Raw genomic sequence first — 25,253 nt, 5'->3', positions numbered from 1 at the left:
TGGTTGAACGGACAACAGCAGTGTCGGAGCCCAATCTCAGAGAAGGATCAGAGCGCCCCGTGCAAGCCGAGCAGCGCGCGCTTGTCGGGCTTGCCGCCGTCGGTGACGGGAACGCCGGGCACCACGGTGACCGTCCTCGGCACGCTGTCGGCGCCGAGGCGGGCGGCGACCAGCTCCCTCAGCGCGTTCCCGTCGGGCTCGCGTCCCGGCGCCGGGACGACGAACGCGTGCACGGCCTCCCCGACCTCGTCGTCCGGCGCCCCGACCACGTACGCCTCCTCCACGTCCGGATGCTCGGCCAGCACCCGCTCGATCGGACCGGCGTACACCACCATCGCGTTCACCATGATCACGTCACGGGTGCGCCCGGTCAGGTACAGGAAGCCGTCCGGGTCCAGGTGGCCGAGGTCGCGGGTGTTCAGCCACCCGTCCTTGAGCGTGTCGCGCGTCTCCTCGCTCTCCCCCCAGTACCCCGCCATGATGTACGGGCTGCGCACGTGGATCTCTCCGGTCGTGCCCGCCGGCACCGCGCCGCCCTGCTCGTTCCGGATGCTGATCTGGACGCCCGGGTGCGGGCGGCCGACCGACGCCAGCGCCTGGGACGGGCGTTCGGCGATGTCGCGCGGGGTGACCATCGCGATGTTCCCCGCCTCGGTCTGCCCGTACCCGTGGTAGACCACCGGGCCGAGCAGCCCCACCGCCGCGGCCAGGCGGCTCGGGCTGAGCGGCGAACCGGACACCATCAGCGCGCGCAACGAGCTCACGTCGACGGGCTCGCGCCGCAGGATGTCCAGCATCCGGGTCAGCCGGGGCACGGTGATGATCGATCCCGTGATGCCGTGACGCTCGATCGCGTAAGGGAACATCGGCTGCGCGTCATCCTGCGGGATCACCGCCGTACCGCCGCCGAGCACGCACGGGGCCAGGAACTCCAGGACGACCATGCTGGCCAGCGTCCCGAACAGCAGGTAGCGCTCGAACCCGCGGGCCAGCTCGGCCGCCGTCGGCCCCCAGGCGTCCGGCTGCCACGCCCAGTGCTCGCTGAGCGCCCGGTAGGTGATCGCGCAGCCCTTGGGACGTCCCGTGCTGCCGCTGGTGAAGGTCAGCGCGGCCACGTCGTCCGGGCGGGCCGTGACCGTCAGGGGACGGCCGTCATCGGGAACGGCGAGCAGGTCCACCGCGCCCCGGCACGGGCCGAGCGACAGCAACGGGATGGACCCGGCGGCGCGCAGCATCTCCGGTGTCGCGGCCGCGGCGTCCAGGAGCACGGCGTCCGCCCCCATGCCGAGCACGTGCGCGAGCTGGGCTTCCGGATATCCGGGACGGATCACGGTGGAGGGACGACCCCCCACACCCCCCGGCGAAACCATCCGACCCGACCCCCTCCACTCCGCCGGCGCTCCGCTCCGGATACCCACCACTCGGCACCCCAGCGCGTGCGCGGCCATGTGCGCCGCGAACGCCTCCGGCGACACGTCCGTACGGATGGCGAGGCCGCGGCCGGGCCCGAGCCCGGCACCGCGCATCGCCCCGGTCAGCCGCCGGATCAGCTCCAGCAGTTCGCCGCGCGAGACCGTCCGCCCTCCGTGCTCGAACACCGGGGTGCCGGGTGCGTCCCGGAGCGCGTCGAGCAGCGCCTGCGGAAAGACCCCCATCTTCGGCTCCTCCCTCGCGTCCGGACGGGACGGTTGACGGCGGCGGGCTTCGGGCGTAGGACCTGCATGTCGTCTCTCCGCGACGGTAGGCGACGCATATCAGAGCCGGATCAGAGCCGGATCTAACCCGTGGGAGCGCAGTCGTGAAGGTCATCGGTGCGGGCTTCGGGCGGACGGGGACGGCGTCGCTGAAAGCGGCGCTGGAGATGCTGGGCTTCGGCCCCTGCTACCACATGCGAGCGGTCATCGAGCAGCCGTACCGGGTGCGCCAGTGGCTCCTCATCGGCGAGGGCGGCGTCCCGGACTGGGACGCGGTGTTCGACGGCTTCCAGTCGGCGGTGGACTGGCCGTCCGCCGCGTACTGGCGGGAGCTGGCCGGGCACTACCCCGAGGCCAAGGTCGTCCTGACCGTGCGCGACCCGCGGCGCTGGTTCGACAGCGTCAGCGAGACGATCTTCGCCAGCGCGCTGGCCGAGCGCCGCCCGCTGCCCCCGCGCCGCCGGGTGATCCGCAAGCTGGTGGAGTGGCGCTCCCCCGACTTCGCCCTCTACCCGCGGATGGCCAGGGCGACCGTGATGGACCGGATCTTCGACGGGAAGATCGACGACCGCGAGCACTGCGTCAAGGTCTTCGAACGCCACCTCGCCGAGGTGCGGGCGGCGCTCCCGCCCGAGCGGCTGCTGGTGTTCGACGTGCGGGACGGCTGGGAGCCGCTGTGCGCCTTCCTGGGCGTCCCCGTGCCGGACGCGCCGTTCCCGCAGGACAACGAGCGCGCAGCGTTCCGGCGCAAGCGGCCGCGCAGGCTGGCGCGCCTGATCCTGCGCGGCCGCTGAGCCGTCAGGGCCGCTCGGACTCCTGGGCGGCGGGGGTGAACGAGGCGAGGTACGCCTCGGCCTTGTCCGCGTCCATCAGCCAGTTCTCCAGGTCCGGAGGATTGGCGAAGCCATGGGCGAACCGGTAGGCCACCTCCTCGACCTCGTTGGCCGTTCCCAGAATCTTCAGCAGGTGGTCGGGTGGCGGGCCCAGCATGAGGTTCGTGAAGTTCGTCGGGTGGCGCGCGTACTCCCAGTAGGCGTCGAAGGTCCGCCGCATCCAGTCGGTGTCGAACGGCCGGTCGCCGTGCTCGACGATCGCGCGGAAGTAGGTCTCCGCGCAGCGCACCGCGTTGTTGGCGCCCTGGCCGGTCACCGGGTCGTTCGCCACGACCACGTCCCCCATGCCCAGCACCGCGGCCGAGTCCGACAGGCGCGCGACCGGGTGCCGCACGGTCGGCGCGTAGCCTCCGTACAGGACGCAGCGGGCGTCGGTGGGCTCGGCCCCGACGGTCAGCTCGTACTCCCAGGGCGCGTACTGGCGCATCATGTCCAGCGTGCGGGTCAGGTGGTCCTCCGGGGTCGGGTGGTCGGACCAGCAGTCGAACGGCCCGCCCGGCACCGCCTCCCACAGCAGGATGTCGCACGGGCCGGAATTGGTGAGGCCCGGCATGTAGAACAGCTCGCCCACCCCGGGCGTGACGTTGATGCGCACGTGCGGCTCGGGATAGTCCGGGCGGGGTCGCATGCCGTGCACGTAGATGCACGACAGGTGGCGCTGCGGACGGTCGTAGGGCGAGCGGGACGCGTCGCGGTCGAACAGCTCGACCAGCTCCCCCTTGCCCGCGGCGATGAGGGTGAGGTCGTACAACGCCGCCAGGCCCTCCAGGTCGGAGGTCATCACGCCGTGGTAGACCACGGTGCCGCCGCGCGACTCGAACAGTTCGAGCCAGCCCGACATCTTGACCCGCTGGTCGACCGACTGGGCGTAGTCGTCCCACCGCCCGATGAAGTCCAGCGCCTTCTGCCCGGGCGGGCCGGCGACCACCGAGCGCTGCCCGACGATGCGCGGCGCCTGGTCCTCCCACTGATTGAGCCCGCGTTCACGCTCGATGCGGAGCTGCGGCCAGAAGATGCACTGGGTGGACATGATCCGGCCGGTGCGGATCTCCTCGGGGGTACGGGCGGACATCACCGTCACCTCGTAGCCCTCGGATTGCAGGCTCAGCGCGAGCTGGAGGCCGGCCTGTCCGGCGCCGACGATCAGGATCCTGCGCAACGCTTCCTCCTTGCGGCGGCCCACCGGCGGGGGCGGCGGGGGGCCGGGTCGGGGTCAGGGGGTGGTGAGCGCGCCCGGACGCGGGCCCGCGGTGGCGCGCATCGTGTGCGCCAGCGCCTCGGTCAGCACCCGCGCCACCGAGCCGCGGTCGCGGGCGTCGCAACTGGTCAGCGGAATCTCGGGCGGCAGCCGCAGCGCCTCCCGCACGGCCGGCAGCGGATGCGTGCTGATTCCGTCGAACAGGTTGACGGCCACGATGAACGGGACGTCGGAGTCGTTCTCGAAGTAGTTCACGGCGGGGAAGGACACGTCCAGGCGCCGCGTGTCCACCAGCACCACCGCGCCGCTCGCGCCACGGCACAGGTCGTCCCACAACGGCCAGAAGCGCGGCTGGCCGGGCGTCCCGAACAGGTACAGCACCAGGTCGGGCGCCAGCGTGATCCGGCCGAAGTCCATCGCCACGGTGGTGGTGGTCTTGCCGTCGGCCTCGCCCAGCGGGTCGATCGTGCGAGCGGCCTGCGTCATCCACGCCTCGGTGTTGACCGGGGGGATCTCCGAGATCGCGCCGACCAACGTCGTCTTGCCCACGCCGAAGCCACCGGCGACCACGATCTTCGCCGATTCCACCGACCGCGGCGGGAGGGGCCCCGTCCGGGGGTCAGGCGAGCTGCCGTAGACCATCGATCACTCTCTCCAGAAGGCGCGGGTCGTACGGGGAGGTGGTCTCCGGGCCGATCTCGATCCGGTCGCCCGCGGCCAGATCGCTCAGCAGCACCCGGGTGACGCCCAGCGACACCCCGCAGTGGGCGGACAGCTCCGCCACCGACTCGCTCACGGTGTGGACCCTGTCGTACAGCGCCTTGGCCTCGGGCAGAAGCCGGGACGCGAACGCCGGGTCGTACTCGCGTCCCGAGACCAGCGTGTGCACCAGCAACTGGCGGCGACCACTGGTGCGCCCGCCGGTCAGCACGTACGGCCGCACCCAAGGGTGGACGCTCATGATGCTGCCATCCTGCGCAGGTCGTCGCGCATCTGCGGGGTCAGGACGTGCCCGACGCTCTGCACGAGCTGGGTCATTCGGTACGCGACGGCGCCCAGGTTCGCGCCCTCGTTGACCAGCACGGCGAGCCCGGCCAGGCTGCCGATGCTCATGAACAGGAAGTGCCCCGAGGGGAACTTCAGCATCACCTGCTCGCAGCCGCTCTCGCCGACCCTGCGGGCGATGCTGTTGCCCAGGCTGATCATCCCGCTGGTCATCGCCGCCATCGGGTCGGCGAAGTCGGCGGGCATCGAGCCGGAGCCGACCAGCGCCAGCCCGTCCGAGGACACCAGCAGCGCGTGCGCCACCCCCGGCGTGCCGGACGCGAAGTCGTTGAGCAGCCAGCCGAAGTCCTCCGGGCGGCGTGGGCGCCCGCGCTCGGCGTTGACGGTCATGATGCGGATCGTCCTTCCGGGCCTTCTCGGTCTTCCTCGGGGGTGTCGGCGGCGGGTTCGGCGATGTCGCCGCCCTCGCGCGCCTCGCGCTCGCCCTCCGTGAACGCCTCCAGGTCCGCGGCGAACGACCGGGCCGCCTCCACCGGGTCGCGTTCCGTCCCGGCGTCCGGGGCGGGCGGTTCCCCGCCCTCGGCGCGGCGCAGGCTCATGCTCTCCCTGCGCGGCAGTTCGCCCCCATCGCCGGACGGCCGGGACGGTACGGGCTCCAGCGGCCGGTGCGAGGGGCGCTCGGCTCGATGCGCCATGGTCAGGTGCGCCAGCGAGCGGTCGTCCGCGCCGGCCGGGCGCACGGCCCCGTGATCGGACGGCTCGGCGGGGATCTCGCACAGCAGCGCGGGCGGTATGACCACCATCGCGATCGTCCCGGTGTCCGCGCCGCCGACGGACGGGCGGCAGGCCAGTTGGACGCCGATGCCGTGCTTGCGCGCCAGCCGGTGGACGACGGGAAAGCCGGTGTGCCGCCCGGTGTCGGCGTCGACCGGCGGGACGGGACCCGCGAGCAGCGCGTTGATGGCGCGCACGCGCTCGGGATCCATGCCGATGCCCGCGTCCTCGATGCGCAGCATCACCGCGCCGTTGTCGAGCAGGTGGGCGCTGGCCGTCACGGTGGACGGCGAGTAACGGGTGGCGTTGTCGAGGAGCGCCACGACCAGGGACGCCACGTCGTCGGACGCGTACGCCACGACGGCGAGGTGGACGACCTTGCCGATGACGACCTGGGTGTAGCGCTCGATCGAGGACTCGGCCATGCGGAAAACGTCCACCAGCGAGGTGGTGCGGCCGTCCAGTTCCTCGGCGCCGGCACCGCCGAGCACGCGCAGGTCACGGGCGGCCCGGCGCATCCGGGTGACGGCATGGTCGACCTCGTAGAGCAGCCGGAGCCGTTCGGGGTCGTCCTCCTCGGCCTCCAGCTTGTCCATCGCGGGGCGGACGTGCTCGGCCAGCAGCAGCACCTGCTGCGCGAACTGCTCGCAGACGACCGGCCAGGCCGCCGGGTCGTCCCCCGGTGGGGGGTGCGGGGGAGGCAGGGCTTGCGGGGGCAGAAGGGCTTGCGAGGGTACGGCCTGGGCGGCGGGCGGGGACCACGCCGGGGGCGCCGCGGGGGTGGACCTCTTGAACCATCTCACGACGGGTCACCACCACCGCTCGCGCACCACGGAACGTCCCGGCCGCGGGGAGCCCGATCCATGAATCGCGGGTCCTTCCCGATACGGGGTGAGGCACGCAACAGGGTGGCAGAGGGACCCCGCACGGGCAATCCAGGTCGGAAAATCCACGGGGTTTAAGCGATATCGCGTGCTTTATCCCTTTTTCGGGGGCGGCCCCATCCCGGCCCCGCGCGGGGCCGGGATGGGGCCGCACGTCAGCCTCCGGCCGCCCGGATCACCTTGGCGGCCACGGCGTCCGGGACCTCGGCGTAGGAATGGAACCGCATCGTGTAGGAGCCACGGCCGGAGGTCGCGCTTCGCAGCGAACCTATATATCCGAACATTTCCGACAATGGCACGAATGCGTCGATCGTCCTTGCCCCCGACCGTTCCCCGAGCGCCCGGACCTGGCCCCGGCGCGCGTTCACATCGCCGATGACCTCGCCCATGTGCTCGGCCGGAGTGATCACCTCGACGGCCATCACCGGTTCGAGCAGCACCGGCGACGCCTGCGACACGGCCTCCTTGAAGGCCATGGCGCCGGCGGTGCGGAACGCCCACTCCGAGGAGTCCTCGGTGTGGAAGTCGCCGTCGAGCAGGATGACGCGCACGCCCGTCAGCTCGTACCCGGCCAGGACGCCGGACTGCATCGCCTCCTGGCAGCCCGCGTCCACCGAAGGGATGAAGTCCTTCGGGATCCGGCCGCCGGTGACCCGGTTGACGAACTCGTACGCGGCGCCTCCCCCGGCCGGATCGTCCGGTTCGATCGGCTCGACCGCGATGCGCACCTTGGCGTAGTGCCCCTTGCCTCCGTTCTGCTTGCGGAACAGGACCTCGGCCGCCGGGACCGCCCGCCTGATGGTCTCCCGGTAGGCGACCCTCGGACGGCCGACCGCGGCCTCGACCCGGTGCTCCTCCTTCATCCGGTCGATCAGCACCTCCAGGTGGAGCTCGCCCATGCCGCCGATGACGGTCTGGCCGGTCTCCTCGGAGGTGTGCACGCGGAACGACGGGTCCTCCTCGGCCAGCCGCTGGATGGCGGTGGCGAGCCGGTCCTGGTCGCGCCGCGACCTGGGCTCGACCGCGACCTCGATGACCGGCGCCGGGAAGTCCATCGGCTCCAGGACCACCGGGTCGGACGCGGCGCACAGCGTCTCGCCGGTGACGGTCCTCTTCAGGCCCATCACGGCGACGATGTCGCCCGCGCCCGCCGCGCCGATCTCCTCCCGGGACGCGGCGTGCACCCGGTAGATCTTGCCGATCCGCTCCCGGACGCCCTTGACCGGGTTCAGCACCGTGCCGCCCGTCTCCAGCCGTCCGGAGTAGATCCGGACGAAGGCGAGCCGGCCCAGATGCGGATCGGTCACGATCTTGAAGGCCAGCGCCGCCAGCGGCTGGTCGTCCGACGGTCCGCGCCGCACGACCGCGCCCGCACGCGCCCCCGGACCGGCGGGCTCGCCTTCGACCTCCCCCGCGTCCAGAGGCGACGGCAGATACCGCACGATCGCGTCCAGCAGCGGCTGCACGCCCTTGTTCCGGAACGCCGTGCCGCACAGCACCGGTGTGATCGTGACGTCGCCGGACGCGCCGGAGGCGATGGTGAGCGCGCGGATCGCTTCGTGCACCCGCTCCTCGGTCGGCTCGCCGCCGCCCAGGTACAGCTCCATGAACCGCTCGTCGTGCTCGGCGAGCGTGTCCAGCAGCGCGGCGCGCATGCGCGCGGCCTCGTCCGCCATCTCGGCCGGGACGGGGACCACGTCGTACGCCGCGCCCGGCCCGGCCTCGCCCGGCCAGACCAGCGCGCGCATCCCGACCAGGTCGACGACGCCGGTGAAGCCGGCCTCGGAACCGATGGGAAGCTGGACGACCAGCGGCACCGCGCCCAGCCGGTCGGCGATCATCCGGACGCAGCCGGCGAAGTCGGCGCCCGCGCGGTCCAGCTTGTTGACGAAGCAGATCCGCGGCACGCCGTACCGGTCGGCCTGCCGCCACACCGTCTCCGACTGCGGCTCCACCCCGGCGACGCCGTCGAACACGGTCACCGCGCCGTCGAGCACCCGCAGGCAGCGTTCCACCTCGACGGTGAAGTCGACGTGGCCCGGGGTGTCGATGAGCGTGATGGCGTGATCGGCGCCGTCCACCGTCCAATGGCAGGTCGTCGCGGCGGCGGTGATCGTGATGCCGCGCTCGCGCTCCTGCTTGAGGTAGTCCATGACCGCGGCGCCGTCGTGCACCTCACCGATCCGGTACGAGACGCCGGTGTAGTAGAGGATCCGCTCCGTGGTGGTGGTCTTGCCCGCGTCGATGTGGGCCATGACCCCGATGTTGCGGACGGCGGCCAGTCCCAGACGGGTGGCGACCATGACGATCCTCCTTCGGCGCTCGCTGCGGATTCGTTCTGATCAGGGCGAACGGTATCCGTGCGGGGTCGAACGGCACCAAAGGTTTTTCCGGGCATCGCGGACAAGGCCGCGGCTCAGCCCACGCGCTCCCCGTACATCTCGCCCAGCGGGTCGGCCAGCAGTTCGAGCCGGGCGCCGTCGGGGTCGCGGAAGTACAGCGAGACCTCGCTCTCCACCTGGTAGGGGACGCCGGCCGCGTCGAGCTTGCCGCGCAGCCGCTCCCACTGGGCGGGCGCCACGGAGATCGCGATGTGGTGCAGCCCGCCCAGGACCTCCGCGTACGGGCCGAGGTCGAGCCCCGGGAAGTCGAAGAAGGCCAGCAGGTTGCCGTTGCCGACGTCGAAGAAGAAGTGGTTGGAGCCCGGGTAGTCGCGGTTCTCGAAGATCTCGGTCAGCGGGAACTCCAGCAGCTCCTGGTAGAACCGGATCGTCCGCTCGACGTCGCCGGACACCAGGGCCATGTGGTGCAGCCCGCGCGCCGAGCTGGGCGCGCGTTCGGCGGGCTCGGTGAGGTACCGCCGCCGCAGGCGGTCGCGCTCGGCCGCGATCGCGGCAAGGTCGATCATGGGTGCCCCCCATCGTGCCGGGACGTCCACGATAGCCCCGCGGACGGACGCGCGACCGGGATCAGCGCTCGCGGCGCAGGCTCCTCAGGAAGCGGCGCAGCACGGACCGCACCGGTTCCGGTCCCGGGTCCTGCTCGGTGGACTGGGCCTGAGCGTCCGCCTGCGTGGAGGTGTGCGCCGGGGAGACCGGTCCCGGGCCGGAATCGGCCAGCTCGTACCGGACGGGCAGCGAGCGCAGGCCGCGGATCAGCGGGGACGGGCGCCAGGGAAGCTGGTCGGCGGGCAGGGTCAGGGTGAGCGCGGAGCACCGCTCGAACAGCCGGCTGATCGCGATGGTGACGACGGTCGTGGCCAGCTCGCGTCCCAGGCACTCGTGTGCGCCCGCGCCCCAGGCCAGGTGCGCGCGCGTGCTGTAGAGCGCGTCGGAGTCGAGGCCGCCGGCGAACGCGGGGTCGGCGTGCGCGGCGGCGACCGAGAGCATCACCGGCTCGCCCGCGCTGATCGTGAACTCGCCCAGCCGGGTGTCCACCGACGGGCAGCGGAAGCTCAGGTTGTGCATCGGCGGGTTGGTGATCGCCACCCGGTTGATCGTCTCCCGGATCATGCCGACCGACAGCGCCGCCCTGACCCGGGGCCCGCCGCCGATCACCTCGGCCATCGTGTTGCCGATGAGGATGCCGATGTAGTCGCCGATCACGCCCACCAGCATCATCAGCTCGCGGGACAGCTCGTCGATCGTGAAGCCGGGATACGCGGCCAGCATGAGGGAGGGAAGGTCGTCGCCGGGCCTGGCCATCTTCTCCGCGCCCAGCTCGGCCAGCGCGGCCAGCAGGCGGTCGAGCGCCGCGGTGGAGTCGGGCCCGGCGTCCAGCACCCGCCACATGTCCATGAGCACGCCGTCGCCGGCCTCGCCCTCGAAGCCCAGCAGCCGGTCGACCACCATCAGCGGCAGCGGCCTCGCGTACTGGGCGCACAGGTCGGCGAAGCCGGTGGGGCCACCTTCGGTCATCACGTCGATCAGCTCGTCGGCGTAGCGGGTGGCGGCGGCGCGCAGCCTCCGCGCCTGCGGGTGGGAGGCGTCCTGGAACGGCGTCAGCGCCTCGGCATACGCGGCGCGCAGCGCGCGCAGGCGCTCACCTTCCTGGAAGATGACGTGGTTGACCTCGAAGGCGGGACGCAGCGGCCAGTCGGCGGGAACGCGGCCGTCGGCCCACGCGCGCCAGTCGGTCAGCCGCTTGCTCCAGATGCCCCGGTGGTTGCGCAGGACCTCCAGTACCTGCGAATACCCGAGGACGAGCCACACCGGCACGCCGAGCACCTCCACCGGCGCGACCGGCCCGTACCTGGCCCGCAGCCGCTCGAACACCAGGGCGGGCCGCGTGTCGTAGTCCCGGGTCATCAACGGCTCCAGGGCCACGGTCTCCAGGGACTCCCCGTGGCTCGCGGCCCCCAAGGTACGCCGGTAGGCGTCCATGCCTCACCCCTCCCCCTCGGCATATCGGGATCAGCACTGTAGCGAGATCCGGTGTGACATAAACGGAAATTGCGGATGTGCTAAAGGGTGTCGAGCAGCCGGTGAAGAATTCCGGCGCTCGCCTCGGGCGGCGGCGCCTCGTCCATAAGGCCGTTCAGCACGGTCAGGTAGTGCCGGATTACGCCTGGTTCATCCGGGTACAGGGCGTCGGCCGGTCGTTCCAGATAGATCACGTCGGGCTGCGCACGGTCCGGGACGCGCAGCAGGCACACCGGGTCGGGGGCCGCGTCCGCCGTGGCGGGCCGGACCTGGAGCGTCACATAGGGTGCCGCGGACATCTTCAGCAGGTGCTCGATCTGGCCGCGCATCGTCGCCGCGTCGCAGACGTCGGCCCGCAGGGCGCGCTCGTCCACGACCGCCCACAACCGCAGCGGATCCGGGCGGCGGTACACGATCCGCTGGCGGAGCATGCGCAGCTCGACACGGCGCTCGATGCGCTCCGGCGGGTCGCCACCGTGCCAGGCCGCGATCGTCGCGCGCGCGTAGTCCTCGGTCTGCAGCAGCCCCGGGACGTACTCGGGCTCGTAGACGCGGACGAGGCTCGCGGACGGCTCCACCTCCAGATACGTCTCGAACCACCTGGGCACCACATCTCGGTAGGCATGCCACCAGGTGCCGCTCCCCGCACCGCCCGCTCCATCCGCTCGGCCCGCTCCGCCCGTCCCACCGGTGCCGGAGGTCGGCCAGATGCCGCCGGCCCTGCTCAGGTCGTCGATATAGGCGTGCGGGACTCGATCGCGGCCGTTCTCAGACATCACACTGACCCGCCCGATCGTCATGGTCGCCAAGATTCGCGTCCCCGACATGATTCCATCGCGGGCCGAAGGATCGGGCACTCGGCACATTGCGGCCAGTCTCCGATGTACCGGACGCCCGTGATCCGCGTCCCGCCACGACCCGGGACGGGCTCAGGAACGGGTGCGCCCGACGCCCGCGAGCGTGTAGGTGTGCTCGTGCTTGTCGACCTGCTCCTCAGACGGATCGCCGCGCCACTCCGAGGTGTAGGTCAGGCCCGGCTCCACCAGGTCCAGCGGGGCGACGATGCGCTCGATCTCCGCGCGGGACCGCCCCCAGAAATGCGCGGTGCTGGGCTGGAACACGCGGCCGACGTCCTCGCTGGACTCCGGCGCGGGCTCCTGCGTGATGTGGGTGAAGACCACGAACCCGTTCGGCAGCGCCCTGGCCAGCCGCGCAACGGCCGCCACGGCCTCCGCCTCGTCCTTGATGAAGTGCAGCACCCGGTCGAGGATCACCGCCGTGGGACGCTCGAGGTCGAGCAGCCCGCGCACCCGCGGCTCGTCCAGCACCGCATCCGGGCGCGACGGGTCCGACCGTTCCACCAGCGTGTCGACATTGCCGGTCAGCAACGCCCGCGCATGCGCGAGCACCACCGGATCGGAGTCGGCGAACACCACCCGGGCGCCGGGCGCCACCGCGGCCGCGACCTCGTGCGCGTTGCCGCTCGCCGGCAGCTTGGAGCCGATGTCGACGAACTGGCGGACGCCCAGCCCCGCCAGGTACCGCACCGCCCTCCCGATGAACAGGTGGTTCTGCCGCGCGGCCGTCCTCGCCTGGGGAATGATCTCCAGCAGCCGCTCTGCCACCCGCCGGTCGGCCTCGTAGTTGTCCTTGCCGCCGAGCAGATAGTCGTAGATCCGCGCCGTGTTGGGCGTCGCGAGGTCGACGCCCGTCGGTGCCCACTCGCCCGCCGGCATGCCCCCACCTCCGTACTCGCCACGCCTGCTCGTCACGCGGCCGCCACGTTTGCGCCACCGCTCGTACGCGATCCGTGATGACGACCATAACGTCCTGGACGCCCGTGTCACCCTTCAATACCCGTGCTCCTGTGCTGGGCGCCGACCGGCTTGGACTCGGGCGACCCGCGTTGCCGCAGGTAGATCGACAGCACCACCATGGACGCCACGGCCAGGAACTCCGACTGCCAGTTCTGCATCGTCCGGTTCCAGAAGTCCGGCCGGCCGAGGTACCCGAACCAGGAGACGGTGTCCTCCTGCTGCGCGAGCCGGTCGGCGTTGTAGGCGACCCAGCCGGTGACGGAGTGCACCGTCCAGGAGCCGAAGAACACCGCCGCCATGACGAGGCCGAGCGAGTTGGCGAACAGCACGCCGCGCAGACCGGTGGCGCGCGCCGGTCTGGGCGACTCCGGCCCGGCGTACTCGTCCACCTTCTGCATCCTCGCGCTCTCCCTGCCCTCCTTGCCCGGTTCCTTGGACTCGGGCGAGCCGCGCTGCGTGAGCCAGACGGTCACATAGATGAAGAGGAAGAACTGGAGGTACTCCGACTGCCAGTTCTCGGTCACGTCCACCGCGAACCGCGAGCCGGTCAGGTAGTCGGCCATGCCGACCGGAGGCGCCCCCTGCGCGACCTGCTGCTCGTTGAACAGCGCGAGACCGGAGAACGCCTGCCCGGCCAGCGCACCGGCCAGCGCGACCAGGAAGAACAGCGTCAGCGCGTTCTCCCGGAGGAAGGTCCTCATCGGTGCAGCAGCCCGATCGCGGCGAAGTACGCCAGCCCGGTCACGATGATCGTCAGGGTCAGGGCGAAGACCATTCTCATAGGCCGGCCCGCCCTCCTAGGTCGAGACGTCACAGTCGTACGGGCGGTCGTCGCGCGGCTCGCAGCCGACCGCGGTGACGCGCCAGCCGCTCCCCCAGCGTGTGAGGAACACGGTGTCGGTGCCGGCGCGGACGCGGGCCTGGTCCGCCCACACCTCCACGGGGCCGAGCGGCCCGCCCTTCAGCCCGAGCCGTAGGATCTGCTGCTCGCAGCGCGTATCGCCCGTCTCCAGTGTGCTCGCGGCCCGTGGTACGAGGCGGGTGCACGCCGCGTGGCCGTCGCCGTTGCGCACGTCCCGGAACAAAGCGTTCGCCGCAGCGCGCACGCCGTCCTTCTCGGATCCCGTACCGCACCCCGCGCACAGGCCCGCGCACACGACCACCACGGGGAGGGCCATCACGACCAACCGCGAACGCCCACAACACATGCCCACGCCTTACCCGGCGACGCGAAAGGGGAACACGGCGCGACCGCCGCCGGCACGGCACCGCGCGGAAATTGGTGATCACGGCATTGACTCGCGGCACTTCATGATCCACTCTGGGCTCGACCGTACCGGCCGGCGGTCGCCCAGCGTCCTTCGATCCATCACCCCCCACTCCTTGCACAACTGGAGATCGAATGCTCCGACGCCCCTCGGTCGGGCGTACCACCCGCGTGCTGGCCGCCGCGCTGACCTCCGCCGCCCTCGTCGCAGTGCCACTGCACTCCGACGCGGTCGGCGTGGGCAGCGCGGTCACGCGCACGGCACATGGCTCGACCATTCCAGCGCCCAAAGACTTCTTCGGCTTCGCCATGGGGACGACCGGCAGGCTCGCCGGCTTCGACCGGATCAAGCAGTACTTCCGCCTGATCGGCGACCGCTCGGACCGGGTCGACTACAAGGTCGTGGACAAGACGACCCTGAACAACGACTACCCGGTCCTGTTCATCAGCTCACCGCGGAACCTGCGCGACCTGGGCCGGATCGTCAAGGACAACCAGCGCCTGGCCACGCCCGGCATCTCCGAGTCGGAGGCGCGGCGGCTCTCGGAGCGTTCCAAGCCCGTCTACCTGGTCGAGGGCACGCTCCACTCCACCGAGGTCGGCAACACCCAGGCCCTCGTGGACATCGTGCACCGCTTCGCCACCGAGAAGTCGGCCTACACCGACAACGTGCTGGACAACGTGGTGCTGATGGTGATCCCGTCGGGGAACCCCGACGGGCAGCACATGGTCGTGGACCACTTCAACAAGACCGAGGGCACCCCGTACAACCGCGTGTACCCGGACCTGTACCACAAGTACGTCGGGCACGACAACAACCGCGACTGGTTCATGTTCACCCAGCGTGAGACACGGACGCGGGTACGGCTCGAACAGACCTACCGCCCGGTCGCCGGGCACTACATGCACCAGGCGGGGACCGGCAACCCGCGGATCTGGGCGCCGCCCTTCGACGAGCCGCTCGGCAACGGAGTCGACCCCATCACGATCCAGTCGGCCAACTCCCTCGGCCAGTCGGTGGTGCGCGACCTCGTGGCGGGCGACAAGAAAGGCGTCCAGACCGACGACGCCTACGGCATCTTCTGGAACGCCGACGTGTCAGGCTACAACTCCTTCATCGGCACCTCGCTGTTCCTGACCGAGATCGCCTCCGCGCGGGACCTGGCACTGCCGTTCAAGAGCTCCGACGGCAGGCCGCTGGGCTCGCAGACCAAGTCGATGCGGAACTTCCTGCCCTACGACAGCGACACCTGGACGCTGGAGCAGATCGTCGACTACGCCAAAACGGCGGCCTACGCGGGCATGAAGTACATCGCGGACAACCACGAGTCGTGGCTGTACAACAACCTGTACCGGACGACGAGGAACGCCACGGCGCTGCCGGACATCCAGCCGGGCACGCCCGAGGCGTACGTGATCCCGGCCGGGCAGCGCGACCCCTTCGCCGTGTACGAGATGCTGAAGGTCTTCGAGTTCGGCCTGGTGGACATCCAGCAGGCCAGGAAGGCGTTCACCGCGGGCGGCAAGACCTACCCGGCGGGCTCGTACGTGCTGCGCACCCGGCAGCCGCTGGGCCGCTGGATCCACCAGTTGCTCCAGGCCGACGACTACCCCGAGCAGTCGGCGCGCAAGTGCGCGGACTGCCCGCTGATCATGCCGTACAGCGAGACCACCGACAATCTGGGGATGCTGCTGGGCGTCGACGTCGAGCCGATCGACAAGCCGTTCACGGCCTCGCTGCAGAAGGTGACGAAGGTCGTGCCGCAGCCGGTGACGATGCCGGCGAACCCGCGCGGCGCGTACCTGGTGGCGCCCGAGTCGTACGGTGTGGCGCACGTGCTGGCCCGGCTGCAGAAGGCCGGCGTGCCGGTGTTCCGCTCCGGTGAGAAGTTCACGGCGGCGGGACGGACGTTCGCGCCCGGCACCGTCGTCGTCCCGCCCACGCACGCCGCGCGCCAGGCGCTCCAGTCGGTCGCGGCCGGCACCGGCATCCCGGTGTACGGCACGGACACGATGCCGAAGGTGGACGGCTTCACCCTCAAGCCGGGCACCCGCGTCGGGCTGATCCGCGGCGCCAACAACATGCCCGGCGGCTGGATGACGTGGATGTTCGACCAGTACGGCGTCAACTACAAGGTCGTGGGCGCCGACGACTACACCGACCTGCGCGGGAAGTACGACACGATCGTGCTGGCGGACGGCGTGTCCCGGAACACCATCGTCAACGGGCTCGACCCGGCCAAGAACCCGCCGCAGTTCGCGTGGGCGCGCGGCGTCGGCGAGGAGGGCTGGACCAAGCTGGGCGAGTTCGTGTCCGGCGGCGGCAACCTCGTCGCGATCGGCAGCGGCTCGGAGACCGCGCGGCAGCTCCTGAACCTGCCGGTGCAGAACGCCACGCCCACCGACCGGTCCAGGTTCAGCGCGCCCGGCGCGCTGCTGCGCGCCTCCTACAAGCCGGACGTCCCGGCCGCGTGGGGCATGCCGGAGAACTGGCCGGTCTGGTTCAACCAGGACGCCGCCTACCGCGTCACGGGCGAGGCTACGGTCGCGTCCACCTACCCCGGTGACGGCGACCTGCTCGCCAGCGGGTACGCCCACGGGACCGAGGCGCTGGGCGGCCTGGCCAACGTGGTGAGCTTCGATGTCGGCAAGGGCCACGCGACCCTGGCCGGCAGCGAGATCACCTTCCGCTCCTGGCCGCGGGTGAGCTGGCCCATCGTGATCAACTCGATCTACCACGGCCCGTCGAAGGAGGGCCGCCCGGACGCCCTCGGCTGAGCACGGCACACCCACGGCGCCCCGTCCCGTGTCTTGGGACGGGGCGCCGTGCGCGTGTCTGGAAGGATGGGGCGCATGGGTCAGGTCACGGCTACCGCAGAGAAGACCGTCGGCGCAGGAGCGGACAGGGCGTTCGAGGCGCTGAGCGATTACCAGGGCACCCGGTCGAGGATCCTGACCGGGCATTTCAGCGAGTACGAGGTCCGCGAGGGCGGCCAGGGCGAGGGCACCGTCGTGCACTGGAAGCTGGCCGCGACCAGCAAGCGGGTGCGCGACTGCCTGATGACGGTGACCGTTCCCGAGGAGCGCACGCTGGTGGAGCGGGACACCAACTCCTCGATGGTCACGACCTGGTCGGTCTCCCCCGCGGGCGAGGGCGCGCGGGTTCGGGTGACGACCACGTGGAACGGCGCGAGCGGCGTCGGCGGCTTCTTCGAGCGGACGTTCGCGCCGCGCGGCCTCCGGCGCATCTACGACGAGCAACTGGTCAAGCTCGACTCCGAGCTGACAGGGTGAGCCTTCGCTTCCTTCGCGGGGAGGGGTACAAGCGCCGCTCGGCGCGGGTGCTGCTCCTGGACGGTGAGGACCGGCTGCTGCTGTTCCGGTTCGCCGAGCGGCACACGCCCGGGGTCGACCACTGCTGGCTCACGCCGGGCGGCGGCGTCGGCAAGGGCGAGGGGCTGGCCGAGGCGGCGGCGCGCGAGCTGCGCGAGGAGACCGGCCTCGCGGTCGAACCGGCGGAGCTGGGCGCCCCGGTCGCGGTCACGTCCGGCTACGCCGATCTCGGCTGGATCCGCGGGACGCTGCGGGACGACTTCTTCCTGTATCGCACGCACGCGCACGAGGTCGACACCGCCGGCCAGGAGGACTTCGAACGCTCGCAGCTCACCGGTCACCGCTGGTGGACGGTGGACGAGCTGGCCACCACGCAGGACCTCGTCTACCCGCTGGGGCTCGTCCCGCTCCTGAGGGAGCTCCTGGCCGGGCGCGTCCCCGCGGAGCCGGTCGAGCTTCCCTGGCACCACTAGTCACCGGCCAGTCCCCGGCCAGCCCCCGTCTAGTGCGGCGCGGGCGCGTTCGACCTCGGGCGGCAGACGGCGGCGGTCGCGGGCGACGCTCGGCCAGGTGCGGGCGGCGTCGGCGAGAGCGCCCCTGCCGTCCGGTGTCGCGAGCGCCGCGAGCACCTCCTTGCCGAACGCGGGCAGCGGGCGGCGCAGCCACGCGGTGAGCAGCCGGTTGCGGAGCTGCCTGCGCAGCCTGAGCGCGGGGTCGGGCCGTTGCGATGACGGATGGTGGTGGACGACCAGCTCGGGCAGGTAGGCCAGGCCCCAGCCGGCGGAGGCCAGGTCGAGCGCCAGCAGTTCCTCCTCGCCGCCGAAGTGCAGCGTGCCGGAGAAGCCGCCGGCGTCCAGGAACGCGTCCCGGCGGACCAGCGCGGCGCAGGCCAGGAAGCCGAGCACGGCGCGTCCCGGCAGGTGCTCGGGCTGCCCGAGCGGCGAGCGGGCCATCTCCTCCGACACCGGTTCGAGCCGCTCGTCCTCGCCGACCAGCACCCGCGCCGTCACCAGGGCGGTCCGCGGGTAGGCGTCCATGGTGCGGGCGGCGCGGCGCAACGCTCCGGGCGCCCACCAGGAGTCGTCGTCGGCGAAGGCGACATAGGGCGTGTCGGCCTCGCGGACGCCGATGTTGCGGGCGGCGGCGCCCCGGTTCTCCGGGAGCCGGATCAGCCGCGCCCCGGCCTGCCGCGCCACGTCCGCGGTGTCGTCCGTGGAGCCGTTGTCCACCACGATCACCGGCGCCTCGTGCCGGGTCAGGCTGTGGCGCAGCTCGCCGGCCCGGTCACGGGTCATGACCACGACGGTGACGTCGTCCTCCATGGCGGTGTCCTCCGGGACTCGCGGGTCTGGCCGTCCAGCCGTCTAGCTGACGTAGCGGCGGGCGCGGGAGCGCCGCTGGGGCTCGTCCAGGGTCCGCAGGCGGGCCTCGACCGCGGGCGGCACCGGACGGCGCTCGCGGATCACCCACGGGACGCCCCGTGCCGCCCGGAGCAGCGCGGCGGCCGTGACCCGGTCGCGGGGCACGCGGCGCAGCAGCCCGCCGGTGCGCCGCACCGCGCTGGGCAGCGGCCTGCGCAGCCAGGTGGTCCACAGGGCGTTGCGGACGCCGTCCATCCGGCGCCGGTGCGGTTCGCGCAGCCGCGAGGGCCGGTGGTGGACGACGACGTCCTCGGCGTAGCAGAGGTGCCAGCCGAGGGCGAGCAGGTCGGCGCTGAGCAGTTCCTCCTCCCCGCCGAGCCACAGGCGCGGCGAGAACCCGCCGGCCTCGCGGAACGCCTCGGCGCGCAGCATCGAGGCGCCCGCCAGGAACGAGCCGAGCGCGGGGCCGGGCAGCCAGCGGGGGCCCGGCATCGGCGAGTCGCGCAGCTCGGGGACGATCGGGTCCTCCCGTCCGCCGGGCTCGACGAGGATGCGCCCGGTCACGACGGCCAGGCGCGGATGGGCGTCCAGCAGGTCGGCGGCGCGGTCCAGCGCGCCCGGCTCCCACCAGGTGTCGTCGTCGCAGAAGGCCACGTAGGGCGTGCGGACGTGGTCGAGGGCGGCGTTGCGCCCGACCGCGCCCAGGTTGTCGTCCGCGCGGATCAGCCGGACCTGCGGGAACCGCTCGGCGACGGCGTCGGCGGTGCCGTCGGTCGAGGCGTTGTCGACCACGATGACCGGCGGCCGCCCCGGCAGTTCGGCCAGCCGGGACAGGACGTCCAGCAGCGACCGCCGCCGGTCGCGGCTGATCACTGCGACGGTGCAGCGCATGGCGGCGCCCTACCCCGGTGAGGCGGGGCCTACCGCCCGTCCGGCGGCGCGCCGCTGTGACTCAGATCACAGAAAATTTGTCTGGGTTCTCCAGTTTGCTCCGCTTCTAGCCGGTGAGGTCCAGAAGTGAATGACTTATGGGTGATTAGGCGCAGACACTAGTAAAAATCTGAAACCGAGTGCTAGGTCCATATTTTAGCGAGCTTCTGATCGAAGCCGAAGTCCAAGCAGACGTCAGAGCAGATGTCGAAGCAGATGCCAAGGACGCGGGCATCCGCTTTCCGCATACGGGCTGAGCTTCGAGCCCGTACCGAAGGGGCCGACACCCCGAAAGCACATCAACAGACGGTGCCGAGCAACGGCCGCCGCAACCCTGCGTGCCGACCTGCCGATCGGAGCCTGCCCAATGCGCATCCTGGGAATCAACGCCATATTCCACGACCCCTCCGCCGCGCTCATCGTGGACGGCCGGATCGTGGGCGCCGCGGAGGAGGAGCGGTTCAGCCGGCGCAAGCACGGCAAGCGTCCCGTCCCGTTCTCGGCCTGGGAGCTGCCCGAACGCGCGGCGCGCTGGTGCCTGGACGAGGCCGGGCTGGAACCGGGCGACCTGGACGCCGTCGCCTACTCCTACGATCCCGCGCTCGCGGAACCCGGTATGTGCGGTCACGACGGGCACTGGGAGGAATTGCGCACCCGATACGCGACACGCGCCCCGTATTTCCTTGCCACGGCTTTGCCCGGCCTCGATCCCGGCATTGTCCGTTTCGTCCCGCACCATCTGGCTCATGCCGCCTCGACCGCGCTCGCCGCGCCCGATCCCGGGCGCGGCGACGTCCTTGTCATCGACGGGCGCGGTGAGGCCCATTCGCACCTCGCCGGAACGTACGACGACCGCGACGGCGGTTTCACCACGTTCGCCGCGCAATGCCTGCCGCACTCGCTGGGCCTCATGTACGAAGAATTGACCGAGCATCTTGGTTTCCTCCGGTCCAGCGACGAGTACAAAGTGATGGCGCTCGCCTCGTACGGAGAACCCCGCTTCCTCAAGGAAATGAGGGAACGGATCCGCACGACCGGCGACGGCGGATTCGCGGTGGCGCCGATCGACTGGACGGCGCTGGCCAAGGCCCGCTCCCCCGCCGACGGCGAGGACCGGTGGACCGCCGACCACGCCGATCTCGCAGCGAGCGCTCAGGCCCGGCTGGAGGAGGTCCTGCTGGAACTGGCCTTGTGGACGCACCGCCGCGGCGGCTCGGACCGGCTGACGCTGGCGGGCGGGGTCGCGCTGAACTGCGTGGCCAACTCCAGGCTGGCCGAGGAAGGACCGTACAAGGAGATCTGGGTGCAGCCCGCCGCGGGCGACGCGGGCACCGCCCTGGGCGCCGCGCTGCACCTGGCCTGGGCGGCCGGTGAGCGGCCCGCCGCGATGCCCGGCGCCGACCTGGGACGGCGGTGGACGGACGAGGAACTGGCCGCCCGGCTGGAGACCGCCCGTGTCCCGTACGAGCGGCCCGCCGACCTGGCCGGGACCGTCGCCGACGCGCTGGCCCGCGACCAGATCGTCGCCTGGTTCCAGGGGCGCGCCGAGTTCGGCCCGCGCGCGCTGGGGCATCGCTCGCTGCTCGCCCATCCCGGCAACGCCGCCAACCTGGAACGGCTCAACGCGGTCAAGGGCCGCGAGCAGTTCCGCCCGATCGCGCCGATGGTCGCCCTCGACCGGGCCGCCGAGATCTTCGAGGGGCCGCTGCCCAGCCCGTACATGCTGTTCGTCCATCGGGTGAGTCCCGAGTGGCGCGACCGGATCCCGGCCGTCGTGCACGTGGACGGGACCGCGCGGATCCAGACGGTCGACAACCAGGCCGAGCCGCTGGTCGCGGGCCTGCTGAAGGCGTTCGAGGCCCGCACGGGCCTGCCGGTCGTCGTCAACACCAGCCTCAACACCGCGGGGAGGCCCATGGTGGACGACCCGCGCGACGTGCTGGAGTGCTTCGGCTCCGCGCCCGTGGACCTGCTCGCCATCGGGCCCTACGTCGTCCGGCGCGCGGAGGTGTTCGCCAGGTGACGTCCCGCGTCTCGTACAGCATCGTCGTCCCGACCACGGGACGGCCCAGCCTGCGCATGCTGCTGGACGCGCTGCTCGGCCGGCTCGGCGGGCCGGACGCTCCCGCGCCCGAGGCGATCGTGATCGTGGACGACCGGCCGCGCCCCGGCGCCCCGCTGCCCCTGCCCCCGTCCGTGGACGGGACCGGCGACCTGGTGAGGGTGATCAGGTCCGGCGGGCGCGGACCGGCCGCCGCGCGCAACGCGGGCTGGCGCACGACGACCACCGAGTGGGTGGTGTTCCTGGACGACGACGTGGTCCTCTCGCCCGGATGGGCCCGCGATCTGGCCGCCGACCTCGAGACAACGGCGTCCGAGGCCGGCGGCTGCCAGGGGATCGTCACCGTGCCGCTCCCCGCCTCCCGCGCCGCGACCGACTGGGAGCGCAACACCGCCGGGCTGGAGTCGGCGCTGTGGATCACCGCGGACATGGCGTACCGCCGGGACGTGCTCGCCGAATGCGGGGGCTTCGACGAGCGGTTCCAGCACGCCTACCGCGAGGACGCCGACCTCGCGCTGCGCGTCATGGACAATGATCACCGGCTGGTGCGCGGCACGCGGCGGGTGACCCATCCCGTCCGCCCGGCGGGGTTCTGGGTCTCGGTCAGGGCGCAGGCGGGCAACGCCGACGACGTGCTGATGCGGCGCCTGCACGGCCGCGGCTGGAGGGAACGAGCGGGCGAGGGGTCCGGCCGCTTCCCCCGTCACGTGGCCACCACGGGCGCGGGCCTGCTGGCCGTGGCCGCTTTCGCGGCCGGAGCACGCCGCACCGCCCTGGCCGCGGGCGCGGCCTGGGCGGGACTGAGCGCCGAGTTCGTCGCGGCGCGCATCCCCAGGATCTGGGACAGGGCGCCGGCGGAGCTCAGTGAGCGGTGCCGGACGGATCTCTTGGAGGGCTTGGGGGGTCGCTTCCGGGCGACGCGGCTCGGAGCGCCTTGGCCGGGTGAGGTCGTCAAGATGCTGGTGACCAGCCTGGTCATCCCGCCGGCCGCCGTCCTGTACCGGCTGCGCGGGCTGGTCGAGCACCGCGGGGCGGGGCCGTGGCCGTCGCGCCAGGTGGTGCTGTTCGATCGGGACGACACGCTGATCCGGGACGTCCCGTACAACGGGGATCCCACGACCGTCGAGCCCATGCCCGGCGCCGCCGAGGCACTGGAGCGCCTGAGGCGGCAGGGAGTGCGCATCGGCGTGGTGTCCAACCAGTCGGGCGTGGCCAAGGGCTACATCACCGCCGACGACGTGCGCCGCGTCAACGCGCGCGTGGAGGAGCTGGTCGGCCCCATCGACGTGTGGGAGATCTGCCCGCACGACCGCGACGACGACTGCGACTGCCGCAAGCCGCTGCCGGCGCTGGTGGAACGTGCCGCCGGGCGCCTGGGCGTGCTCCCCTCCGACTGCGTCGTCATCGGCGACATCGGCGGGGACGTGGAGGCGGCCGTGGCGGCGGGCGCCCGGGGCATCCTCGTCCCCACCGGCAGGACGCGGCTGGAGGAGATCGCCGCCGCGAGCGAGGTGGCGCCCGACCTGAACAGCGCCGTCGACCTGGTCCTCGGCGACGACCGCGGCGGGCGGAAACGGGAGCGCGTCCCCGCCGAGCGGGGGGTGCGATGAGGGTCCTCGTCGCGCGCCTGGACAACCTGGGCGACGTCCTGCTGTCCGGCCCGGCGGTCCGGGCGGTCGCGGACGTCGCCGAGCGGGTCACCCTGCTGTGCGGGCCGCGCGGGCGGGCCGCCGCCGACCTGCTGCCCGGCGTCGACGACGTCATCGAGTGGCGCGCCCCCTGGATCGACCCCGAGCCCGTCCCGGCGGACGGCGCCCTGCTGGCCGCCATGCTGGACGTCCTGGCGCGCCGGTTGCGCGCGGGCCGCTTCGACCGCGCGCTGATCTTCACCTCGTTCCACCAGTCGCCGCTGCCGCTGGCGCTGCAACTGCGGCTGGCGGGGGTCCCGTGGATCGGCGGGATCAGCGAGGACTATCCGGGCTCGCTGCTGGACCTGCGGCACCGTCCCGACACCGACGTCCCGGAGACCGAGCGGATGCTGGCGCTGGCCGCCGACGCCGGTTTCCCCGCCCCCGCCGACACCCGGCTGCGGATCCGCGGGCCGCTGCCCGAGGTGTGGCCGTTCACCGGCGGCCCCGGGTACGTGGTCGTCCACCCGGGCACGTCCGTCCCGGCGCGGGCGTGGCCGCCCGAGCGCTGCGCCGAGGCGGTGCGGCTGCTGGACGCCGCCGGATACCGCGTCGTGGTCACCGGTCACCGCGACGAGAAGGACCTCACCGCCCGCGTCGCCGGTGACTGCGGGCTCGACCTGGGCGGGCGCACGTCCCTTGAGGAGCTGGCGGGCATCCTGGCCGAGGCCCGGGCCGTCGTCGCCGGCAACACCGGCCCGGCGCACCTGGCCGCCGCCGTCGGCACCCCGGTCGTGTCGTTGTTCGCGCCGACTGTGCCCGCGGCGCGCTGGGCGCCGTACGGGGTGCGTCACATCCTGCTGGGCGACCAGGACGCCCCTTGCAAGGACACCCGGGCGCGGGTGTGCCCCATCCCCGGGCATCCTTGCCTGTCCTCCGTCACCGCGGAGCGCGTCGTGGACGCCGTCCAGGAGGTGATCAGAGAATGAGGGTGCTGCTCTGGCAGGTGCACGGCTCCTGGGCCACCTCCTTCGTGTACGGGCCGCAGACGACGCTCGTCCCCGTCGTCCCCGGGCGCGGACCGGACGGCAAGGGCCGCCCGGACACCTACGCGTGGCCGGACCGGGCGATCGAGGTCCCGCACGACCGGCTGCGCGAGGAGCGCGTCGACGCGGTCGTCCTGCAACGCCCGCACGAGATCGAGCTGTGCGAGCGGTGGCTCGGCCGGACACCCGGCCAGGACGTCCCGGCCGTGTACGTCGAGCACGACACGCCGCGCCGCACCCCCGCGGACGCGAGCCTGCCCGAGGAGGTCGTCCCCGACAGCCGGCACTTCCTGCACGACCGCACCGACATCCCGATCGTGCACGTCACCCACTTCAACCAGCTCTTCTGGAACTGCGGCAACGCTCCGACGACGGTGATCGAGCACGGTGTCGTCGATCCCGGCTACCGGTTCCACGGCGACATGCCGCGCGCCGCGGTGGTCATCAACGACCCGCTGCGCCGCGGCCGGGTGGCGGGCACCGACATGCTCCCCGCGCTGGCCGCCTCCGTCCCCCTGGACCTGTTCGGCATGAACGTCAGCGGCGTGCCGCGCAAGCTCGGCATCCCGCACGAGTCGCTGTGGACGTACGAGGACCTTCCGCAGGCGCGGATGCACGAGGAACTGGCCCGGCGCCGCGTCTACGTCCACCCGTACCGATGGACCTCGCTCGGTCTCGCGCTGATCGAGGCGATGATGCTCGGCCTCCCCGTGGTGGCGCTGGCGACCACCGAGGCGGTCGAGGCCGTACCCCCCGAGGCCGGGGTGCTGTCGACGCGTGTCGACACCCTCGCCGAGGCGGCGCGGTCCCTCGCCGCCGACGCCCCGCACGCCCGGCGGATGGGGAAGGAGGCGCGGGCGTTCGCGAGCGAACGCTACGGGCTGCCGCGTTTCCTGCGGGACTGGCGGCACATGCTCTGGCAGCTGACCGAGAGGTGACC

General features: G+C 72.2%; 23 protein-coding genes. 8 read left to right on the top strand and 15 right to left on the bottom strand.

The features are described 5' to 3' along the window. Positions 1-47 precede the first annotated feature (47 nt). Positions 48-1,655: a class I adenylate-forming enzyme family protein gene (locus QSK21_RS13300; protein ID WP_285695948.1), complete on the bottom strand. Its 1,608-nt coding sequence runs from the start codon at positions 1,653-1,655 to the stop codon at positions 48-50. Positions 1,656-1,798: 143 nt separating this feature from the next. Here QSK21_RS13300 and QSK21_RS13295 point away from each other — a divergent pair, with 143 nt between their 5' ends. After that, positions 1,799-2,488 carry a sulfotransferase family protein gene (locus tag QSK21_RS13295; protein WP_285695947.1) on the top strand — a complete coding sequence of 230 codons (690 nt, stop codon included), beginning with the start codon at positions 1,799-1,801 and terminating at the stop codon, positions 2,486-2,488. Between the two features lie 4 nt (positions 2,489-2,492). On the opposite strand, the gene QSK21_RS13290 is transcribed toward QSK21_RS13295, so the two are convergent. The 12 genes from QSK21_RS13290 to QSK21_RS13235 all read right to left on the bottom strand — a co-directional run bounded on the left by QSK21_RS13290 (position 2,493) and on the right by QSK21_RS13235 (position 13,864). Beyond that, positions 2,493-3,746: a styrene monooxygenase/indole monooxygenase family protein gene (locus QSK21_RS13290; protein ID WP_285695946.1), complete on the bottom strand. Its 1,254-nt coding sequence runs from the start codon at positions 3,744-3,746 to the stop codon at positions 2,493-2,495. Between the two features lie 54 nt (positions 3,747-3,800). Next, entirely contained in the window at positions 3,801-4,427 is a 627-nt protein-coding gene (locus QSK21_RS13285; protein ID WP_285695945.1) for a GTP-binding protein, read from the bottom strand. Continuing rightward, complete coding sequence (locus tag QSK21_RS13280; RefSeq protein ID WP_285695944.1) at positions 4,405-4,746, bottom strand: DUF742 domain-containing protein; 342 nt, start codon at positions 4,744-4,746, stop codon at positions 4,405-4,407. The genes QSK21_RS13285 and QSK21_RS13280 overlap by 23 nt, the downstream gene beginning before the upstream one ends. Then, on the bottom strand, positions 4,743-5,180 hold the full coding sequence (locus QSK21_RS13275) for a roadblock/LC7 domain-containing protein (RefSeq protein WP_285695943.1): 438 nt from the start codon (positions 5,178-5,180) through the stop codon (positions 4,743-4,745). Before QSK21_RS13275 ends, QSK21_RS13280 begins: the two co-directional genes overlap by 4 nt. After that, positions 5,177-6,367, bottom strand: a complete 1,191-nt coding sequence (locus QSK21_RS13270; RefSeq protein ID WP_285695942.1) for an ATP-binding protein — start codon at positions 6,365-6,367, stop codon at positions 5,177-5,179. The genes QSK21_RS13275 and QSK21_RS13270 overlap by 4 nt, the downstream gene beginning before the upstream one ends. Positions 6,368-6,603: 236 nt before the next feature. Further along, positions 6,604-8,751: an elongation factor G gene (fusA, locus tag QSK21_RS13265; protein WP_285695940.1), complete on the bottom strand. Its 2,148-nt coding sequence runs from the start codon at positions 8,749-8,751 to the stop codon at positions 6,604-6,606. A 113-nt stretch (positions 8,752-8,864) separates the two neighbouring features. Beyond that, on the bottom strand, positions 8,865-9,356 hold the full coding sequence (locus tag QSK21_RS13260) for a VOC family protein (RefSeq protein WP_285695939.1): 492 nt from the start codon (positions 9,354-9,356) through the stop codon (positions 8,865-8,867). A 61-nt stretch (positions 9,357-9,417) separates the two neighbouring features. Further along, positions 9,418-10,830 carry a cytochrome P450 family protein gene (locus QSK21_RS13255; protein ID WP_285695937.1) on the bottom strand — a complete coding sequence of 471 codons (1,413 nt, stop codon included), beginning with the start codon at positions 10,828-10,830 and terminating at the stop codon, positions 9,418-9,420. A gap of 80 nt (positions 10,831-10,910) precedes the next feature. Next, positions 10,911-11,645, bottom strand: a complete 735-nt coding sequence (locus QSK21_RS13250; RefSeq protein WP_285695935.1) for a DUF5753 domain-containing protein — start codon at positions 11,643-11,645, stop codon at positions 10,911-10,913. A 153-nt stretch (positions 11,646-11,798) separates the two neighbouring features. Further along, complete coding sequence (locus QSK21_RS13245) at positions 11,799-12,641, bottom strand: SAM-dependent methyltransferase (RefSeq protein ID WP_285695933.1); 843 nt, start codon at positions 12,639-12,641, stop codon at positions 11,799-11,801. Positions 12,642-12,712: 71 nt separating this feature from the next. Continuing rightward, complete coding sequence (locus QSK21_RS13240; protein WP_285695932.1) at positions 12,713-13,387, bottom strand: DUF6766 family protein; 675 nt, start codon at positions 13,385-13,387, stop codon at positions 12,713-12,715. Positions 13,388-13,483: 96 nt separating this feature from the next. Next, a complete protein-coding gene (locus tag QSK21_RS13235; protein ID WP_285695931.1) occupies positions 13,484-13,864 on the bottom strand; it encodes a hypothetical protein in 381 nt (126 codons plus the stop codon). 224 nt (positions 13,865-14,088) lie between these two features. Here QSK21_RS13235 and QSK21_RS13230 point away from each other — a divergent pair, with 224 nt between their 5' ends. The 3 genes from QSK21_RS13230 (at position 14,089) to QSK21_RS13220 (ending at position 17,759) form a co-directional block, all read left to right on the top strand. Beyond that, positions 14,089-16,731 (top strand): M14 family zinc carboxypeptidase, encoded by a 2,643-nt coding sequence (locus QSK21_RS13230; RefSeq protein ID WP_285695930.1) that lies wholly within the window; start codon positions 14,089-14,091, stop codon positions 16,729-16,731. A 75-nt stretch (positions 16,732-16,806) separates the two neighbouring features. Beyond that, positions 16,807-17,247 (top strand): SRPBCC family protein, encoded by a 441-nt coding sequence (locus tag QSK21_RS13225; protein WP_285695929.1) that lies wholly within the window; start codon positions 16,807-16,809, stop codon positions 17,245-17,247. After that, positions 17,244-17,759, top strand: coding sequence for an NUDIX hydrolase (locus QSK21_RS13220; RefSeq protein ID WP_285695928.1), 516 nt, complete (start codon positions 17,244-17,246; stop codon positions 17,757-17,759). The genes QSK21_RS13225 and QSK21_RS13220 overlap by 4 nt, the downstream gene beginning before the upstream one ends. On the opposite strand, the gene QSK21_RS13215 is transcribed toward QSK21_RS13220, so the two are convergent. Next, positions 17,760-18,608 (bottom strand): glycosyltransferase family 2 protein, encoded by an 849-nt coding sequence (locus QSK21_RS13215; protein ID WP_285695927.1) that lies wholly within the window; start codon positions 18,606-18,608, stop codon positions 17,760-17,762. 42 nt (positions 18,609-18,650) lie between these two features. Then, positions 18,651-19,538 carry a glycosyltransferase family 2 protein gene (locus tag QSK21_RS13210; protein WP_285695926.1) on the bottom strand — a complete coding sequence of 296 codons (888 nt, stop codon included), beginning with the start codon at positions 19,536-19,538 and terminating at the stop codon, positions 18,651-18,653. A gap of 406 nt (positions 19,539-19,944) precedes the next feature. Between QSK21_RS13210 and QSK21_RS13205 the strand changes: the two genes are divergently transcribed. The 4 genes from QSK21_RS13205 to QSK21_RS13190 are packed head-to-tail and all read left to right on the top strand — an operon-like array spanning position 19,945 to position 25,251. Further along, positions 19,945-21,600, top strand: a complete 1,656-nt coding sequence (locus QSK21_RS13205) for a carbamoyltransferase family protein (RefSeq protein WP_285695925.1) — start codon at positions 19,945-19,947, stop codon at positions 21,598-21,600. Next, positions 21,597-23,249: an HAD-IIIA family hydrolase gene (locus QSK21_RS13200; protein WP_285695924.1), complete on the top strand. Its 1,653-nt coding sequence runs from the start codon at positions 21,597-21,599 to the stop codon at positions 23,247-23,249. Before QSK21_RS13205 ends, QSK21_RS13200 begins: the two co-directional genes overlap by 4 nt. Further along, a complete protein-coding gene (locus tag QSK21_RS13195) occupies positions 23,246-24,256 on the top strand; it encodes a glycosyltransferase family 9 protein (RefSeq protein WP_285695923.1) in 1,011 nt (336 codons plus the stop codon). The genes QSK21_RS13200 and QSK21_RS13195 overlap by 4 nt, the downstream gene beginning before the upstream one ends. Beyond that, the gene (locus QSK21_RS13190) at positions 24,253-25,251 is read left to right on the top strand and encodes a glycosyltransferase (RefSeq protein WP_285695922.1); all 999 of its coding nucleotides are present in this window, start codon (positions 24,253-24,255) and stop codon (positions 25,249-25,251) included. The genes QSK21_RS13195 and QSK21_RS13190 overlap by 4 nt, the downstream gene beginning before the upstream one ends. Positions 25,252-25,253: the final 2 nt, after the last annotated feature.

The organism is Actinomadura sp. NBRC 104412 (assembly GCF_030269515.1).
Lineage (GTDB): Bacteria > Actinomycetota > Actinomycetes > Streptosporangiales > Streptosporangiaceae > Spirillospora.
Note: the sequence above shows the minus strand (reverse complement) of the source record. Positions and strands in the feature narration are given on the sequence as shown.